Source organism: Marseilla massiliensis (genome assembly GCF_023336985.1).
In the GTDB taxonomy this organism is placed as follows: Bacteria; Bacteroidota; Bacteroidia; order Bacteroidales; family Bacteroidaceae; genus Prevotella; species Prevotella intestinigallinarum.
On the sequence record NZ_JAMBLP010000011.1, the window covers coordinates 60553 to 78740 of the forward strand.

An 18188-nucleotide genomic window follows, 5' to 3' on the forward strand; every position below is an offset into this window, starting at 1 on the left:
CGTTAGTTGCCTGCCTCACGTCAGGGGCGCAGCGTGAAACCGCAGGCGAAGTAAGCCTTCTGCGTGGCGGGGTTGGCACTGACCGACGCGAAGAGCGGCACGGTGAACCGCGGCGTCACCGCCACCTCCTTGGTGGCCCGCAGCGACACGTTTGTCACGGCAAACCCGTCGACGTCGGCGTAGATTGCCGATGCCTCATAGGGCACCGCCCCCACGGCGGCCAGCCACTCCATGCCCCCGAGGCGGAACGGGGCCGACAGTTCGACATACGACGAATAAGCGTGTTTCTGGCTGCCGTCGTCGCCCGGCTTGTAGTCGTTTCCGGCAAAGTTTGTGTACCACTGCAGTGCCAAGGGCCCGAAGTCGTAGCCCACGTTGGCCTCGAAGACATGGGCAGTGGAGTGTGCCCCGTAGTAGAAATAGCGCTTGTCGGGCCCGCTGTTGAACCAGTAGTCGGTCACTCCCACGTTGAATCCGCCCACGCTGTAGCCCAGGGTGAGGTCGAGCTCCTTGGTGTCGCCCGAGTCGAAGCCCACGTTTCCCCATGCCGTCAGCGAAAGCCCGCGCCACGAAAGGCCCAGAGATGGCTGCACACTGATGCCGCCAAGGTCCTGACCACGCCACACATACTGGCTCACGAAGTCGGCCGAAGCCGAGGCTTCCACTCTGTCTTGCGCACTCGCCACTGCGGCACCGGCGGTAAGCATGACCGCCGCGATGCCCATTTTTCTTGCCTTTCTCATTGTCGTCTCGTTTTTAAGTGTTGGTTATCTTGTGTCGTGTTGGTTTGCTATCCGAGCCACCGGCCTATCCGGTCGAGCGCCTCGAGGCAGCTGTCGCGGTCGCCGAAGGCCGTCAGTCGCACGTAGCCCTCGCCGCTCGGGCCGAATCCCACGCCGGGGGTGCACACCACGTGGGCGTTGTAGAGCATCTGCTCGAAGAACCGCCAGCTGCCCTCGCCGTCGGGTGTCTGCACCCACAGGTAAGGCGCGTCCTCGCCCCCGTCGACCCTCAGGCCCAGTGCCGTGAGCGCATTGCGCATCAGCCTTGCGTTCTCCATGTAGTAGCCAATGGTCTGTCGCACCTGCTCGCGTCCCTCGGGCGTGTATGTTGCCTCGGCCGCGCGCTGGCTTATGTAGCTCGCCCCGTTGAACTTGGTGCACTGGCGCCTGTACCACAGCTTGTGCAGCGAGATGCGCTCGCCCTCGAGCGTGGCCGCGGTCACCTCCTTGGGCACCACGGTGTAGCCGCAGCGCACGCCGGTGAAGCCGGCCGTCTTTGAGTAGCTGTGGAACTCGATGGCCACCTTGCGCGCGCCCTTTATCTCGTAGATGGAGTGCGGTATGTCGGGGTTCTGTATGTAAGCCTCGTAGGCCGCGTCGAAGAAAATGAGCGTATCGTTGCGCAGGGCGTAGTTCACCCACTTGCGCAGCTCGTCTTTCGACAGCACGGTGCCCGTGGGGTTGTTGGGGTAACAGAGGTAGATGATGTCCACGCGTCGGTCGGGCAGCTGCGGCACGAAGCCGTTGCCGGCCGTGCACGGCATGTACACCACGTTGCTCCACCGGCCGTCGTTGACCACCCCCGCGCGCCCTATCATCACGTTAGAGTCTATGTATACGGGATAGATGGGGTCGGTCACGCCGATGCTGTTGTCCCACCTCACCAGCTCCTGTATGTTGCCCGTGTCGCTCTTTGCGCCGTCGTTGACGAATATCTCCGACGGGTCGAGGTGTATGCCGCGCGGCAGGAAGTCGTTCTTCACTATGGCCTCGCGCAGGAAGGCGTAGCCCTGCTCGGGCCCATAGCCGTGGAACCCGCCCTCGGTGCCCATCTCGTCGGCAGCCTTGTGTATGGCCTCGACCACCGCCGGGCACAGCGGCCGCGTGACGTCGCCTATGCCCAGGCTGATGACGCCTGCCGTGGGGTGCTGCACCTTGAAGGCGTTCACCTTCTTGGAAATGTCGGCGAACAAGTAGTTGTTCGGCAACTTGAGGAAATGTTCGTTTACCAATGCCATAAGTCCTGTCTTTTTTTATGATTGTTGAAGTTGTGATCGATATTGCCGCGGGCCCTCATCCGGCCACCTGCACCTCGCCCTCGAAGACAAACTCCGCAGGCCCTGTGAGGTAGACGTGGCCGTCGTCACCGGCCCAGTCGACGCCCAGCTCGCCGCCGTCCATGACAATGCGCGAGGCCCTGGGGGCCCTGCCGGTGAGCGAGGCGGCCACCGCGGTGGCGCAGGCGCCCGTGCCGCAGGCCATGGTCACGCCGCTGCCCCGCTCCCACACGCGCGCCCTGATGAGCCCGTCGGCCAGCACCTGTGCGAACTCGATGTTGCACCGCTGCGGAAACAGGGCCGAGCGCTCGAGCAGCGCGCCCCATCGGGCCAGGTCGAGGCCGTCGACCGAGTCGGCGAAGACCACGAAATGGGGGTTGCCCATCGACACGAACGTGCCGCAGAACTCGCGCCCGCCGGCCGCCACGCTACCGTTGACCATGCTCCCGCCCGGGGCCGACAGCAGGCCGGCGTCGGCAAGCACGGGCGCCCCCATGTCGACGGTGACGCTCTCGACGGTGTTGTCGTGCCTGAGGTGCAGCCTGAGTGTCTTGACGCCCGAGAGCGTGAGCAGCCGTATGGTGGTGCTGTCGGTGATGCCCTTCTCATAAAGGTACTTGCCCACGCAGCGCGAGGCGTTGCCGCACATGAGCGCCTCGGAGCCGTCGGCGTTGAATATGCGCATGGTGAAGTCGGCCTCGGGCACGCGGGAGCAGCCTATGAGCACCAGCCCGTCGGCCCCTATGCCCGTGTGGGGCGAGCTCCATGCCACGGCGGCCGCGGCCGGGTCGGCAACGTCGTTGAGCAGGGTGTCTACATATATATAGTCGTTGCCTGCGCCCTGCATCTTGGTAAATCTGACCGTCTTTGCCATAGCTTGCTTCCTTTCTTTTATCTACGGGCCACACCATGCGGCTCATTTCACGCTGCAAAGATACGATATTTCGGAAGGAAACCGCTGCTACAAATGACGTTTTAAATCTACTTTAGACAGGAGACTTTTAAATTGTCGCCATATTGCCGCTATGCGTTTACAATCTGAAACCAACCGCGGCCTATAGCAAGCCAAGTGTAAGCACAATGCAAAATAGAAGTACATATTGTTCGATTTAAGGCTTATCAAGTTGCATTTTGTAGTAATTTTGCAGCGTGAACTTTGCAAAGTGAAACTCAAACAGGTAACAATTAAATAAAAAGGAGAGCCAGACATGAGAAAAATCGAAGCCATAATAAGGAAATCGCGGTTTGAAGACGTGAAGGCTGCCCTGCTCGACGCCGACATCGAATGGCTGTCGTACTACGACGTGAGAGGCATAGGCAAGTCAAGGCAGGGCAGGATTTACCGTGGCGTGGTCTACGACACGAGCTCCATTGAGCGCACCATGATATCGCTGGTGGTCAGAGACAAAAACGTTGACAAGACCGTCAAGGCCATACTCAGCGCCGCCCGCACTGGCGAGATTGGCGACGGCCGCATATTCGTCTACCCCGTAGAAGACGCCATACGCATACGCACTGGCGAGCACGGCGACGTGGCACTGTACAACGCCGAGCAGGAAAGCTGACGCCCGGCGGCAGGGGGCGCGCGCCAAACGGCCCGTCCTGCACCACCAAACGGCCCGTTTCAGGGCGCGAAACGACCCGTATCGGGCCGCAATACGGCCCGTTTGGCGGGCCCTGCGCGGCGTCGGCCGCCGACAGCCGTGCCACGGCCGGCGCGGCGGGCCACAAGAGCAAACACATATTCAGGACAAGACACAAAAACAAACAACGATGAAAACTATAATGAAAGCGCATGCACCGCATGCAAGGGCCATGGCCACAGCCGCCATGGCAACCATGGGCGCCACGGCGGCGGCAGCCGCCGAGGCCGCGGGCGCCGAGCCCACGCCCGACACGGGCAACACGGCCTGGATGATAATGGCCACCATACTCGTGCTGCTGATGAGCATACCGGGCATAGCCCTGTTCTACGGCGGGCTGGTAAGGCAGAAAAACATGCTCAGCGTGATAATGCAGACACTGTTCATAGTGGGCGTGGTGAGCATACTGTGGGTGGCCTTCGGCTATTCGTGGGCCTTCGGCACAGGCTTCAGCGAGAGCGGCAACCCGCTGTGGGCCGTGATGGGCGGCTTCGACAAGGCATTCATGGCAGGCGTGGACACGTCGGCCACCATGGCCAGCGGCATACCCGAGCTGGTGTTCGCAATGTTCCAGTGCATGTTTGCGCTGATAACGCCGGCGCTCATACTCGGCGCCTTCGCAGAGCGCATACGCTTCAGTGGCTATGCCGTGTTCATAGTGCTGTGGGTGATACTGGCCTACTTCCCCATGGCCCACTGGGTGTGGGGCGGAGGGTTCCTGCAGCAGATGGGGGCCATCGACTTTGCCGGGGGCACCGTGGTGCACATCAACGCCGGCATCTCGGCGCTGGTGATGGCGCTCATGATAGGCCCGCGCGATGACTACCGCCGGGGCCACGCCATACTGCCCCACAACATAACGTTTGTGTTCATGGGCACATCGTTCCTGTGGATTGGATGGTTCGGCTTCAACGCCGGCAGCGGACTGGCAGCCGACGGGCTGGCCGCCAACGCGCTGCTTGTCACCCACGTGGCCGCAGCCGTGGCCGCCGTGACCTGGATGGCAGCCGACTGGGCCGTCAACCACAAGCCCACCACCGTGGGCGCATGCACCGGGGCCGTGGCCGGGCTCGTGGCCATAACGCCGGCAGCCGGCTCGGTGAGCCTGGGCGGAGCCATTGCCATAGGCGTCATCACGCCCCTGGTATGCTTCATGATGGTGGCCGTGGTGAAGCCATACTTCAAGTATGACGACGCGCTCGACGCCTTCGGCGTACACGGCATAGGCGGCATAGTGGGCTCGCTGCTCACGGGCGTGTTCGCCACCAGGGCCGTCACAGGCGAGGCCGGGGCCGAGGGCGCCCTCTACGGCGACTGGCACCAGCTGTGGGTACAGGTTGTGGCCACGCTCGTGTCGATAGTGTTCAGCGCCGTGGTCACCTATGTTCTCTACAAGATTGTCGACTCACTTGTAGGCATAAGGGCCGACAAGCGAATGGAGGAAGAAGGGCTCGACATATACGAGCACGGCGAGTCGTGCTACAACTGACAAGACGCGACAAGCCCCGGGCGGCGGGGCCTACGCCCCGCCGCCCCACCAAGCCGGAGCCGGCAGGCCGCCACCTTACACCAGTAAGCCAGGGCGGGCCTGCCGGCCCCGGCAACATAGCCTACGGGCACCGCAACAGACTTCATACCAAACCATAAACAAAGCAATATGTGTGGAATAGTAGCAATTTTCAACATCCGCCAACAGACGGCGGAACTGAGGCAGAAGGCCTTGCAGATGAGCAGGAAGATACGTCACCGCGGACCCGACTGGAGCGGCATATACTGCGGCGGGTCGGCCATACTGGCACATGAACGGCTGGCCATCGTCGACCCCGAGTCGGGACGGCAGCCGCTGATGAGCCCCGACGGCAAGGTGGCGCTGGCCGTCAACGGCGAGATTTACAACCACCGCGACATACGCCGCCGCTACGCCGGGCGCTACGCCTTCATGACGGGCAGCGACTGTGAGGTGATACTGGCGCTGTGGCGCGACAAGGGCCCGGCGCTCGTCGACGAGCTCAGCGGCATCTTCGCCTTCGCGCTCTACGACGAGCAGACCGACGAGTTCCTGATTGCGCGCGACCCCATTGGCGTGATACCGCTCTACATGGGCACCGACGACGACGGCACGGTATACGTGGCGAGCGAGCTCAAGGCGCTCGAGGGCTTCTGCAAGCAGTATGAGGCCTTCCCGCCGGGCCACTATTACTACAGCCGCGACGGCCACGCCACGCAATACTACAAGCGCGACTGGGCCGACTACGACGCCGTGAAAGACAACGGAGCCGACACGGAAGAGCTGAGGCAGGCGCTCGAGCAGGCCGTGCGCCGACAGCTGATGAGCGACGTGCCCTACGGCGTGCTGCTGTCGGGCGGGCTCGACTCGTCGGTCATCAGCGCCGTGGCCCGCAAGTTCTCGGCCACGAGGGTGGAGAGCGGAGGCCGCGACGAGGCCTGGTGGCCCAGGCTCCACTCGTTTGCCGTGGGCCTCAGGGGCGCGCCCGACCTGGCCAAGGCAAGGCTCGTGGCCGACCACATCGGCACCGTACACCACGAGATAAACTACACCCTGCAGGAGGGCATCGACGCGCTGAGCGACGTGATATACTTCACCGAGACCTACGACGTGACCACGGTGAGGGCCTCGACGCCCATGTACCTGCTGGCCCGCTTCATACGGTCGATGGGCATCAAGATGGTGCTCTCGGGCGAAGGGGCCGACGAGGTGTTCGGCGGCTACCTCTACTTCCACAAGGCACCCACGCCAAGGGCATTCCACGAGGAGACCGTGCGCAAGCTGTCGAGGCTGCACCAGTACGACTGCCTCAGGGCCAACAAGAGCCTGGCGGCGTGGGGCGTCGAGGGCCGCGTGCCCTTCCTCGACAAAGAGTTCCTCGACGTGGCCATGCGGCTGAACCCCAAGGCCAAGATGTGCCCCGGCCGGCAGATAGAGAAGCGCGTGCTGCGCGAGGCCTTCGCCGACCTGCTGCCCGACGAGGTGGCGTGGCGGCAGAAGGAACAGTTCAGCGACGGCGTGGGCTACTCGTGGATAGACACGCTGAGGGGCATGGCCGAGACGGCCGTGACCGACAGCCAGATGAGCCGGGCCGCTGAGCGCTTTGCCGTCAACCCGCCACGCAGCAAGGAGGAGTATATGTACAGAGAGATGTTCGAGAGCCACTTTCCCAGCCGCTCGGCCGCCCTCACCGTGCCCAGCTCGCCGAGCGTGGCGTGCAGCACGCCCGAGGCATTGGCATGGGACGCTGCCTTCGCCGGGCTCAACGAGCCCAGCGGCAGGGCCGTGAGCGGGGTGCACGACCAGGCTTACTGACAGCCGAGGCCACCCGGGCCGCAAAGCTGCAAACACGAAGCGGGGGCGCATCCTCATCCGGATGCGCCCCCGCCTTTGTCATGCCGCAAGCGGCATCAGGTCACCTGCTGACACGTACCTTGTAGGTCTTGGTGCCATCGGTGGTCTTTACCTTCAATATGTAAAGGCCACTCTGCACGGCCGACACATTGACAACATTGCCGTTGGTGCTGTCGACGAGCGAGCCGCCGAGGCTGTAGACATCGATGCCGAGGATGCCATCGCCCTCTACGCGCACGTAGTTGTCGCCATCCTGGGTGATCTTGATGTCGTTGATCACGTTCTCGCCAATGCCGTTAGCCACATCGTTGATGGTGAAGAACACGCCCGTGCCCTCAACCTTGCCGCCGACGGTGTAAATCACGTCGACGTTGACGCGGCATGTCGACGACGGGTCTACGCTGGCGCCCATCTCATAGGTGAACGACGTTTCGCTGATGGGCTCGGCTGTCACGTTGGCCGCATTCACGCGAACCTGGTAGCCGTCGACAGCCATAGGCTGGCCCTCAGAGTCGCTGACCACCATGCCCATGAGCCAGTTGCCCGGCGAAGACAGTGTGCCGTAGCTGGCGGCAAGGGTCTGGAAGGTCTCGCCCTCATCGTAGGAAACGAGGTCGGACACTCCGCTGTAAGCCGGGTTGTTGTCGTAAGCAAGGGCGGGCTGTTTGGCCTCAACGTCGAAGCAGTCGAGTATGATGTCGTAAGTAGACTTGTCGTCAAGCACGAAGGGCTCGTCGAGCACCACGGTGTTCCACCTGTTGGGCACCACTTCCTCAACAAACTGGTTTACTATCTCCTTGCCGTCCTTGAGCACGTAGAACGTAAACTCGGCCTGTGCCATCGGGTAGAAGCGCAGCTCCTTCACGCTGTAGCCGCCATAGCTGTGCAGCTTTGAGGGCAGGTAGGTGGTACGGGCCTGGTAGCCGTAAAGCTGGTCGGCGGAACCCGTGAGGCCTCCCTGCGGTGTCTCGCCACAGTACTGTATGTTGGTTGCATCGTTGTCGAGCGGTGCATCCCAGCTGAAAAGCACGGTCCTGGTGTCCATGTCCTTCACGTCGATGTTCACATTGTCTATCGCACGGAACACGCTGGTGTTGGTCACGGCAGTGAAGTCGACGGCCGTCTTGCCCGACACGTCGCCATTGGCATACACAGCCTCGACCTCGTAAGAGTGGTCGCCTTCGGCCACAGCCTTGTCAACATAGGTGAGCCCATCAGACGAACCAACCAGGGCGCCGTCGCGGTAGACGTTGTACTGGCTGACGCTGCTCACGTCGGCAGAGCCCGATGCGCTCTGGAACTCGGCCCCGATGGTGAAGATGACCGGATAGCCGGTGCCTCCGCTCTGCTCCGACTCGTCGTTGAGCGAATAGAACCACACGCCCTCGTCGACGCGGCGGATGAGGTCGCTGTAGCCCGGCACGCAATTGTCGTAGATCATGCCTACTACGTTGCTGCTGGTAGCCGTGCTTGCCACGTCGGCCTCGATGGCAATGTAGAGGTCGCCGTCTTGCGGAACAGCCAGCGGGTTGTCGAGCTTGACGCTGTTGACACGGCCGTACTGCAACTCCTGGCTTACGGGCTGGGTGTAGACAAGGGTCTCGCCCGAATAGATGTTGATGGCAAACGACTCAACCTCTTCCTTCGGGCAGAAGCTTACCGACGTGATGTTGTAGCCGGCATACTGCTGCATGTCGCTCTTGTCGAAGCGAACCGCAGCCTCGAACGAAACGTTGCCGCCGCCGAAGCCGCCGTTGATTTCCTGGCTGTCGTCGAAGTATCTCAGCACGGGATTCTTGGTCTGGGGCGCGCTCCAGGTCATGAGCACGTCGTTGGCACCCCTCATGCGGGCATACAGGTCGGTGGGAGCGTTGGCAGCGTCTGACGGCACAGCCACCGAAACGCCTTCGGACTTGGCAGAAACCTGGCCGCCCTCAAACTCGGCCTCGACGCTGTAGGTGTACTCTGCGCCTGCGGCCACCGTGTTGTCATAGTAAACCGTGGTGTCAACGAGCTCGGTGTTGACCTTCTCGCCGTCGCGGTATACATTATAGCCCTTCACGGCCACGCCGCTCAACAGCGGAGAGCTCCACTCAACCTTTGCCACCTTGAGGCCGCTCATGGCCGTAGCCTTCACACCGGCCGGCGTAGGGTTGACCGCATTGGCGTTGAGCTTGACGATGACGGGTATCTCAAACTGGTCTTTGCTGGCAGCCTGCAGCAGGAAAGTGCTGTCGTCTTTCGACACATCCACACACTGCAGGATGTTGAAAAGGCCCTCAGTGTCGGCCGTGCGCTCGGCAATTATGCCGTCGGCGGCAAAGTCGGCGCCATTCTCTATGAGGTAAGCCTCGAGCTTTATCGTCTCGCCGTTCTTGTAATAGATAGGGAATGCAGCCGTGTTGTCGTTCTGCTGGAAGCCCACCACGGTGAGACTGTCGCTCATTCCGTAAACCACATAGTCGAAATATTGCTCAGACTGGGGCTTCACCCTTATGTTGGTGCCTGTCTCGAAGTCATGTATGCAGACAGCGGCCTCCCTGTCGCCGTCTTCCATCACGCCCACCCAAAGGGCTTTGGTGCAGTCGCTCGAGAAGTCCCAAACGCCCTGGAACTGGTTGATCTGGCTGCCGGGGAATATCTGCTTTATGCCGTTGGCATCCCAAAGCACAGGCTGGCGCGTGTCGCTATACTGCGCTGTATACGCCCATCCGCCAAACATAGAGCCGTCGTTGGCCACGGCCTGCACTGAGCCCGTGTGCCCGTCGCCGAGCGCGCCCATGAGCTTGTAGTCTTTCCACACCACCGGCGTCATCACTCCGCCGGCCGAGTAGATGGCACCGCCTATGTAGCGGCCGTCGGCGCTGATGCTCATGGCACTGCTGCCCGAGCCGATGCCCGTGAACGTGTCGTTGGAGTTCTCGAGGTGATGCCACTGTCCGTCAACCCAATATCCGGCAGCCTCGACAGGCGCGCCGTTGCCCGAAGCCTCAGAGTCGAGGAATGTTCCAACTACGACACCGTTGTCCGACACGGCGTAGGCAGCCGTGTTGACACCAAGGGTGGTGATTTCGTTCGACTCGAGATTCCAGATGAATCCGATGGGGTCGCTCGACCCATCGGTCTGTGCGCCGCAGGCCCACTTGCCGTTGGACGACACATTGGTCAGAATCTGGTTAGGCCCGCCGTACATTACCACCGTTCTGGTAGCGGGCTGGGCGTCCTGCGCCGCCGCCACCAAGCCATTCATGCTAAGCAAGGAAAGGCAAATCGGAAAATAAACTCTTTTCATTTATAAATAACACTGTTAGGTTTTAAAATACAATCTTTTTAACCACGGTCTTCCCTTCAACGCCCACGTTGACGAGATAACACCCCTTCAGCGAGCCGCAGTCTATGCTCACGGCGCCCGACGTTGTGGCTGCCGACTTGACAAGGCGGCCGTCGAGGCTGTAGACACGCACTGTGGCGCCGGCCTTTCCGGCGGGCAGCGTCACGCTGACAACGCCATCGGCAGACGCTTCGACGCCTACCTGGCTGCCGTCGGCCACGGCTTCAGCCACTCCTGTCGACACCACGAAGTCGCAACGGGTGGCGTTGAGCACCGTGCGCAGCGGGTGCTTGATGACAAACGCCAGCACACTGAGGCTGTCGTCGCCGTAGACGCGGTCTTCGGGTATGGTGAGCTCGCAGCTAACATCGTATGTAGTGCCGGCCTTGATGTCAACGGGCAGGCAGCCGGAGATGCCGTTGGCGGCTGTCGAGCCCTCTATTGGCATGTCGTGGTAGCGCATGAGCTCGCCCGGTATGGCCACGGGCAAGTACATGTACTCGCCGCCTCCGAAGGTGGTGCAATTGTTCGACTGGGCTATGTCGCCCTGCGAATACTCATTGTCAATGATGGCGAAGCCCACGCGGTAGTCGTCGAGCGAGTTGTCGCAGTCTTCGGCAAACTGCACCTGTGCGGCCACCTTCACCTTGCCGTCCTCAATCTCTGCCGTGGCGTTGACCATGGCCGTGGTAGGCTCAAGCATGGCTTTCTCAAGGTAGCCGTCGGTGTGGTAACTGTCTGTGCACTTCAAGTCGCGGTCGCGGTTGTATATGAACGACGGCCAGCTGAGCAGCCAGTAGCCTATGCCATTGGCGTATTCGTTGCAGATGAGGGGGTCGTAGCCCATGTGGGCCGACACCACTATGACGTCGCTCCCCATCTTCTCTTTCACCTTAGTGAGGTAAGGCATCATGTCGGGGCACTGGTTGCACCAGTTGCCCGTGCCCTCGTCGAGCAGCAGCGTGCGCTTGTAGTAAGAGCTGATGATGCTGTCGGTGTAGACAGTGTCTTTCGTGCCGTCGGTGTAGTCGAGGCTTATCGAGTATCGGTTTACGCTGTGCGGCTCGACAGGCATGTCGAAGCTGTAGCCCAGCGTGCCCTCGGCCGCCAGCTCAGCCTGGCCCGGCTCCATGGTCAGCGAGCCTCCGCCATAGATGCAGTTGACGGCTGCGATGTCGGCCTTGCGCCCCACATTGCGTATGACGCCGCTCACGGGAGCCGTGGCCACGCTGCCGCAGAACCTGCTCGACGTGTTCCTGACGTCGTAGCTGTGGCCGTCGAGCCCGCCCACAAACACATCGTCTACAGCGAGTATGTAGCCGCTGGATGTGGTGCAGACGAAAGCCACGTAGATGGTCTTGCCCGCGTAGTCGGCCAGCGACACCGAATGGTCTGTCCACGAATAGCCCTCCCGCTTGACTGAATACACCTCGTGGAAGTCGTCGACGTCGGTGCCTGCCTCAGAAACCATCACCTTGTAGTCTTCGCGGAAATCGGAATGCACCGACTTGGCCGTCCAAGTGAGGTAGGCATCGGCGTCGGCATCAAGGGTGATGGCCGGCGTTATGAGCCAGTTGTCCTGCGCAAACTCAAACGTGCTGCGCGAGAAACTGAAGGCGGCCCGGTTGCCAGAGCGCTCTATCTCGTTGGCCGCCCAGCTCCCCGACGTGGCTATGTTCTTGTACAAGGCCGACACGATGGGGTTCTCGTCGCGGTCGAGCGTGGTATAGCCCGAGGGTATGCCACTGTCGAAATCGTCGGACAAGTAAACCTTTTGCTGTGCCGTGGCCGCCGAAGACACGGCCAGGGCCATTATTGCTGTTGTTATCTTATTCATCTGTTACTGCTTGTTTTTAGCAGGCTATGCCCGGCGGTGGGCCCAGCCCGCATGCTTTCATTTCTTTGTATTAACCGGAATAAGCGTGTGCCCCGTTGCAGGCACACACTTATTCCTTTGTCTGTCATGTCCCTCCGGCGGGGCCACTGCCATCAGTTGGCGCCGCGGAGCACCACCTTCTGGGTTGTGGTGCGGCCGTTGCTGTGGCTCCTCACCACATAGACGCCCGAAGGACGGTTGCCTATCGACAGCGAGCCCTCGCAGCCTACTGCCACGGCCTTGCCGTCGGCAGAGTAGACATCGAACGTCACGCCCTCGCCGGCTGTGATCACGCCGTGGCTGAAGCGTATGCACGAACCGCCCTCTACGTCGGCAATGCCGCTGTTCGGGTCGTTGGTCACGGCTATGGTGTCGCTGTTGGCCTTGCCCATCTTATATACGGCCTGCACGTAGATGTCTTCCGACAGCTTGCTTGCCGCGTTGCCAATGCCAAGGAACATGCGGTACTTGTTTTCGGTTATCGGGTTGACAACCACCCCAGCCTTGGTGGCAACAGAGTTCACCGGGTACTTCTCGCCGGCCACGAACACGTTGTATTGCTCCAAAATGTAACGGTCTTTGTCTGCCGACTCGTCCCACTCGAGGGTCACGTAGCAAGAGTCGAGCGAGTATTCAACGCTTGTCACACGAACGTTTGACGGTGCGGGCAGGTCGAGGTCGAACAGCTCGCGCACAGTGTTCGACACGCTCTCGCCGTAGCCGTAAGAGTTGAGGGGGTCTTCGCCGCTCTGGTCGGCAGCCTCGTCAACGGCCTGCACGAAGTAGTCGTAGGAACCGTTGTACACATTGTTGTCGACATAGGTCACCATGCCGTCGACGGCCTCCGACGCCGGCACGCGTGCCACCTTTATGCCGTGGCGGTAAACATCGTATGCCACGCTTGAAGCGCCGGCAACGTCTGTTGCGTCGAACGTCAGCATCACGGTGTTGAGTTCGTCTGCCACGGGCTCAACAACCAGCTTCGGCGCCGTTGTAGCGTCGGGCTTGCAGTATTCCGTCACGTGGTGGTATGTGTAACCGGCCCACTCACCGTAAGTGTATGTCATCTGCTCATCCTTGATGCGCAGCGGGTTGGTGCCCACCACGGTATAGATGGTCTTCTTGCTTGGGTTCTCTGTGTATGTCACCTCGCCGTCGTCGCCTGTGGCCGACTTGACGGTGTTTATCTCATACTTGGCGAGTATGCCTAGCTCGTAGGTCCAGTGCTCCACCTGCCTGAGCGTGCCGCCCTCGTCGTACTTCTCTTTCTTCACGATGTTGTTGTCTTCATCGTAGTACACCTTATACGAGTTCATGTACGAGGCGTAGGCACCCGTGCCGACGATGGTCTGCGGGCAGTTGGGGGCCACGAAGTCGCTGTAGGTGTAGCCTTCCATCACATAGGGCACACCGCCATGCGTGCCGTAAGAGTCGGGCACATACCTCATCTTCGACACCATGTTGCCGTCGGCGTCGTACTCATAGACGATGGAATCGAGCGACTGGGTGCTCTTCTCCTCCACCAGGCGGTCGTTCTCGTCATACTTGTAATATGTGGTGTCGTTGGCCTCGGTGTATGCCAGGTCGTAATCGTCGTACAGTCCGTACTGCTGGTGGAACCTCTTGGCTGGCAGACCCTTCTCGTTGAATATCACACCCTCGTAGTAAGAAGGCTCGTAGATGCCCGTAGACAGGTTTGCGCCGTAGCTCACCACCGAGCTCACCTCGTTGTCGGCGTTGTAATAGTTGACGGTCTTGGCAGATATCTTCGTCTCGGGCACATCGCCGAGGGCGTTGCCCCACTGCTCCACGACCTTCTCCACGAGTCCGGTCATGTCGTAGGTGTCGTTGGTCACGGTCACCGTCTCGCTCTTGGCCGAGCCAATGCCGTAGACAGCCTCTACGTAGACGCTCTCAGAGAGGTCGCTGGCAGCCGACCCTGTTCCGAGCGACATGCGGTAGCTGTTGCCCGTTATCGGTTTGATTACCGGGCCCGACATGGTTGCCTCCGAGTTCACCGGCAACTTCAAGCCGTCGATATAGAGGTTGTAGGTGGGCGTGCCGTACTGTCCGTCGCCTGCGGGCTCGTCCCACGAAACGGTCACGAAGCACTCGCCCATCTCGTATTCCACCTTCGTTGCCCTCACGTTGGTCGGGGCGGGCAGCTCGGTAGCGAACACCATGCGGATGCGCTGCGACGAGTTCATGCCGTGTCCGTAAGAGTTGAGCGGGTCGTTCCCTACCTCGCCGTCGCCTATCACGTCTTCGATGTCGGCGTCAACGGCCTGCACGAAATAGTCGTATGTGCCGTTCTTCACGCCCTCGTCGACATAGGTTATCATTCCGTCGACAGCCTCCGAGGCCATGATGCGCGCCAGCTTGATGCCGTGGCGGAACACGTCGTAGGCCACGTTTGACGCTCCTTCGATTGTCGTTGCGTTGAATGTGAGCACGGCCGTGTTGGGTTTCTCGTCAGAGAGCGTTATGCTTAGCTCAGGGGCGCTGGCCGGCTGCGGCGTGAAATACTCGCTCACCGACGGCAGCGACTTCTCTCCCCACTCCCCGTCAAAATACGTTGAGTCGTTTGCCTGTATGCGCAACGGGTCGGTTCCAAGCACCTTGTATACAATCTTGCGCGTTGGCGTCTCCGTTCCGTCCTCGTCGACGCTGAACGCCTGGTAGAGGCTGAGCTGCCCGTCGGTGTATGTCCAGGCCTCCCTCTGCTCGAGGGTGCGCGTCTCGCCGTCGTAGGTCAGCTTCTCCAACATGTTGCCTTCGGCGTCGTAGGTGGCGCTGGCCGTAAACTTGTACGACGCATAGGCGCCGTCGCCCACGATGGTCTGCGGGCAGTTGGGGGCGGCGAAGTTTCTGTATGTCTCGCGCGACAGCTCGGTGTAGCCTCCCTGGTAGTCGGGCAGATACTTCACCATGGCCACCTTGTTGCCGTCGGCGTCGTATTCGTATGCAGTGGAGTCGCCCAGCTGGTAGTTGCGCTCCGACACAAGGTAGCCGGCATCGTTGTACTGGTAGACAATGGAGTCTTTGTCTTTCCACTCCATCACGTTGCCCGTGCCAATCTTGTATTCCTGCGACCACTCCTTGACAACGCGTCCGTTGTCGTCGTAGCCATAGTATGTATATCCTGACGGCTCGAACGTGCCATCCTGATATGCGTCGTAATTAACCTCGGCCACGGGTTGCCCGTTGGCCCCGAAATAAGTCACGTCCTTGCCCGAGACACCGTTGAAGTCTCCCATGACGCTTCCCCAGGTCTCATAAGACCGCAACTTTTGGTCGGCAGTCTGTGCATGCACAGTCCCGGCCATTGCCAATGCCGCCATGACGGCAGCTGCGTATCGCTTGTTCATAGGCGAAAGTATTTAGTTAGTGAGTTTGTTTTATAGTTTGCGTTGCGCCGTGTTGTGTGCCCACGGCGCAACGCCCGGTTTCTTGTGTCATCAGCGTGCCACCACGGCTTTTGCCGTTGCTGTCTGCCCGTCCTTGACGGCGCGTGTCACGTATACGCCCGGTGTGAGTGCGAATGTGTCGCCGGCCGAGCACTTCTTTACCATGCGGCCGCCCACGTTGTATATGTACAGGCAGTCGAAGTTGCCCTCGGCCCTGAGCGCGTCGGCCGTGCCCGTGAGCCGTGCCACAGGCTTCGCGCCGTCGGCGGCGGTCACTCCGCCTATGGCTGCCGCCGTGCTGCTGCTGCCGAACTTGGCGTCGGCGCAGTTGAGCACCACGCAGTCGGTAACGTCGCCCGACTCATAGTTGGCCACGATGGCCACGATGTGCATGTTCTTCAGGTCGGTGGGTATCGACGTCGCGTTGTCGTAGGTCGACGTTATCGACTCGGGCAGCGTATAGGATATTTCCTTCACCACCTCTTCGCCCTCGGTTATGTTCATCTTCTCGCCGAAGAGCCCGTTGAGCCCTCCGCGGAATGCGTGGCGGTGAACATAGTTGGCGCCTCCCAGGCCCGACGACGACGGCATCTGGAACGCCACGATAGAGTCTTGCATGATGCCCACGATGAGGCTTGGGTTAGACACTTCGGGGGTGCGGTATGCCTTGACCGTCACCGTGCCGGTGAGCTGCCTCGTGGCCTCGTCGTACGATGTGTTGATGTCAACGCCCACGTATGGCTGCTGCTCCGACTGCGCCCTGACGTTCTCGAGTATGTAGGCCTTGGTGACTGTTGTGGGCGACATGAGCGAGAACACCGGTGTCAAGGGGTTGATGTTGGGGTTGGCATAGCGGTTGACCATGAACGACGGGGCTCCCGTTACGCCAAAGAACTGCTGGTAATAGTAGTCTTCGAGCATGGTGAAGTCGTCGGGGCTGTAGCCCGAGTGGTATGACAGCTGAACGAAGCTCTCGCCCGACTCCTCGAGCGCCTCTTCGAGCACGGCATGCCCTTCGGCGCAGTTGCTGCACTGCTGCCCGGTGAATGTCTCCACAAGGTAGCTGCGCTTCATGTCGGCCGGATAGAAATACATCTTGCCGCTGCGCGTGTTGTCGTCGGCCAGTTCGTCATCGGCGCCGTTCACGCTGCCCACCGTCACTCTCACGTCCTTGTAGCCCTCGCTATCCGAGGTTATGCTCGTGAGGTCGAAATTGTACACCTCGCCCGGGCCGATGTTCACGCCTGACACTGTGTTGCTGTTCTCCTGGCCGCCCGTCACAGAGCTGGTCACCTCGAAGCTGGTGATGGGCTCGGTGCCGAAGTTGAACAGCTGGCCCTGGAACGAATACTCCTGGCCGGCCTTGTAGTAGCCGTCGGCATTGAACATGCGCACGGTTGCGTCGGTGAACGAGGGCACGCCCTCGACCAGAAGCTGCATGTTGAGGTTGCCGTAAGAGCTCGACGAGAGGTCGGCCCAGCCGTCGGCAAGGTATCCGTAGATGCAGCCCGGCTCGGTGTAGCAACGGTCGAAAGCCAGTGGCGAGTAGGCCTCGGAACAGGTTATCTCGAAACCGAAGTAAAGGTCGCGCTCGCCCGTGAGCTCAAAGGGGGTGGTAAGGTCGTAGTCTCTCCACTGAGTAGAGAATCCGCTGAGTTGCTGCTCGTAGAGCGACTCGCCGTCGAGGTCGGCCTTGACAAAGAATGTCACATTGTCAAGGCTGCGCGTGCCGAACACGCTCCTGATGCCGGTGACCTTGGCGCCGGCCAGCTTGGCCAGCTTGGATGCCGGAATCTTGATGGCGGCACTCTGCGTGGTGCCGCTGCTCAGGCGCACTCCGTCGGTGCGGTTGAAATCGCCGTTTGTGTAACCAATCCGTGTCTGCGCCGAAGCACACACAGGAAACATGATAAACCCGATAAGCAAGTAGCGTAAAACTCTTTTCATTATGTCACTCTTTAATCCTAAATTTATATATTCTTTATATAATTACATCATGAGTGTGCCCTATAGTTGCAACGGGCAAAACAAATTATCAACCCGCTACAAAAGTAGTGATTATATCCGATTTATCAAAGAAAAAGGGCGAAAAAAATCACATTTTTGCATCAAAAAGGCGCTTTTTATTGACAAAAGCCTCCTTTTTGAATGTTCGTATTACACCATAAAATCGTTTAATTAAAATAAGACGTCGAGACCAAAACAATTCCGCTAAGAAACAACACCCGCCAACCTCCGGCCGGGGCGCGCCCGCAGCCTGCCAGAACGGGGCAAAACCGAAACCTGCGCGGCGGCTACATGGCAGCGGCACTTGCCGTGGGCGGAACGGCACATAACGCCGGCTTCGCGCCGACAGCTGACGCCGACACCGGGCGGCCGTTGCCGCAGCCTATTGCGGAATGGGCCGTTTGGCGGTCTGGAACAGGCCGTTTGGCAAGCCAATACGGGCCGAAACAGAACGCAATACGGCCGCCGCGGCAAAGCGCCCCGGGCAACGGCCTGCAACCTGAG

Annotated in this window: 10 protein-coding genes; 3 read left to right on the plus strand and 7 right to left on the minus strand. The window is 60.5% G+C overall.

The genetic code is table 11. From position 1 onward, the window contains the following. Positions 1-20: 20 nt before the first annotated feature. The 3 genes from M3089_RS09105 to dapF are packed head-to-tail and all read right to left on the minus strand — an operon-like array spanning position 21 to position 2933. Positions 21-743 carry a TorF family putative porin gene (locus tag M3089_RS09105; protein ID WP_394802274.1) on the minus strand — a complete coding sequence of 241 codons (723 nt, stop codon included), beginning with the start codon at positions 741-743 and terminating at the stop codon, positions 21-23. A gap of 47 nt (positions 744-790) precedes the next feature. Beyond that, on the minus strand, positions 791-2020 hold the full coding sequence (locus M3089_RS09110) for an LL-diaminopimelate aminotransferase (RefSeq protein WP_249083533.1): 1230 nt from the start codon (positions 2018-2020) through the stop codon (positions 791-793). 55 nt (positions 2021-2075) lie between these two features. Beyond that, positions 2076-2933 carry a diaminopimelate epimerase gene (gene dapF, locus M3089_RS09115; protein ID WP_249083535.1) on the minus strand — a complete coding sequence of 286 codons (858 nt, stop codon included), beginning with the start codon at positions 2931-2933 and terminating at the stop codon, positions 2076-2078. Positions 2934-3267: 334 nt separating this feature from the next. Between dapF and M3089_RS09120 the strand changes: the two genes are divergently transcribed. From M3089_RS09120 to asnB, 3 genes are all read left to right on the plus strand, one after another. Next, a complete protein-coding gene (locus tag M3089_RS09120; RefSeq protein ID WP_205110407.1) occupies positions 3268-3624 on the plus strand; it encodes a P-II family nitrogen regulator in 357 nt (118 codons plus the stop codon). Positions 3625-3898: 274 nt separating this feature from the next. Next, on the plus strand, positions 3899-5191 hold the full coding sequence (locus M3089_RS09125; protein WP_249083610.1) for an ammonium transporter: 1293 nt from the start codon (positions 3899-3901) through the stop codon (positions 5189-5191). 168 nt (positions 5192-5359) lie between these two features. Beyond that, a complete protein-coding gene (gene asnB, locus M3089_RS09130; protein WP_249083536.1) occupies positions 5360-7024 on the plus strand; it encodes an asparagine synthase B in 1665 nt (554 codons plus the stop codon). Positions 7025-7124: 100 nt separating this feature from the next. On the opposite strand, the gene M3089_RS09135 is transcribed toward asnB, so the two are convergent. The 4 genes from M3089_RS09135 to M3089_RS09150 all read right to left on the minus strand — a co-directional run bounded on the left by M3089_RS09135 (position 7125) and on the right by M3089_RS09150 (position 17624). After that, positions 7125-10355 carry a hypothetical protein gene (locus M3089_RS09135; protein ID WP_249083538.1) on the minus strand — a complete coding sequence of 1077 codons (3231 nt, stop codon included), beginning with the start codon at positions 10353-10355 and terminating at the stop codon, positions 7125-7127. A 22-nt stretch (positions 10356-10377) separates the two neighbouring features. Continuing rightward, entirely contained in the window at positions 10378-12231 is a 1854-nt protein-coding gene (locus M3089_RS09140) for a T9SS-dependent choice-of-anchor J family protein (protein WP_249083541.1), read from the minus strand. A gap of 152 nt (positions 12232-12383) precedes the next feature. Next, positions 12384-15638 carry a T9SS type A sorting domain-containing protein gene (locus M3089_RS09145; protein ID WP_249083543.1) on the minus strand — a complete coding sequence of 1085 codons (3255 nt, stop codon included), beginning with the start codon at positions 15636-15638 and terminating at the stop codon, positions 12384-12386. Between the two features lie 90 nt (positions 15639-15728). After that, on the minus strand, positions 15729-17624 hold the full coding sequence (locus M3089_RS09150) for an Omp28-related outer membrane protein (RefSeq protein ID WP_249083545.1): 1896 nt from the start codon (positions 17622-17624) through the stop codon (positions 15729-15731). Between the last annotated feature and the right edge of the window lie 564 nt (positions 17625-18188).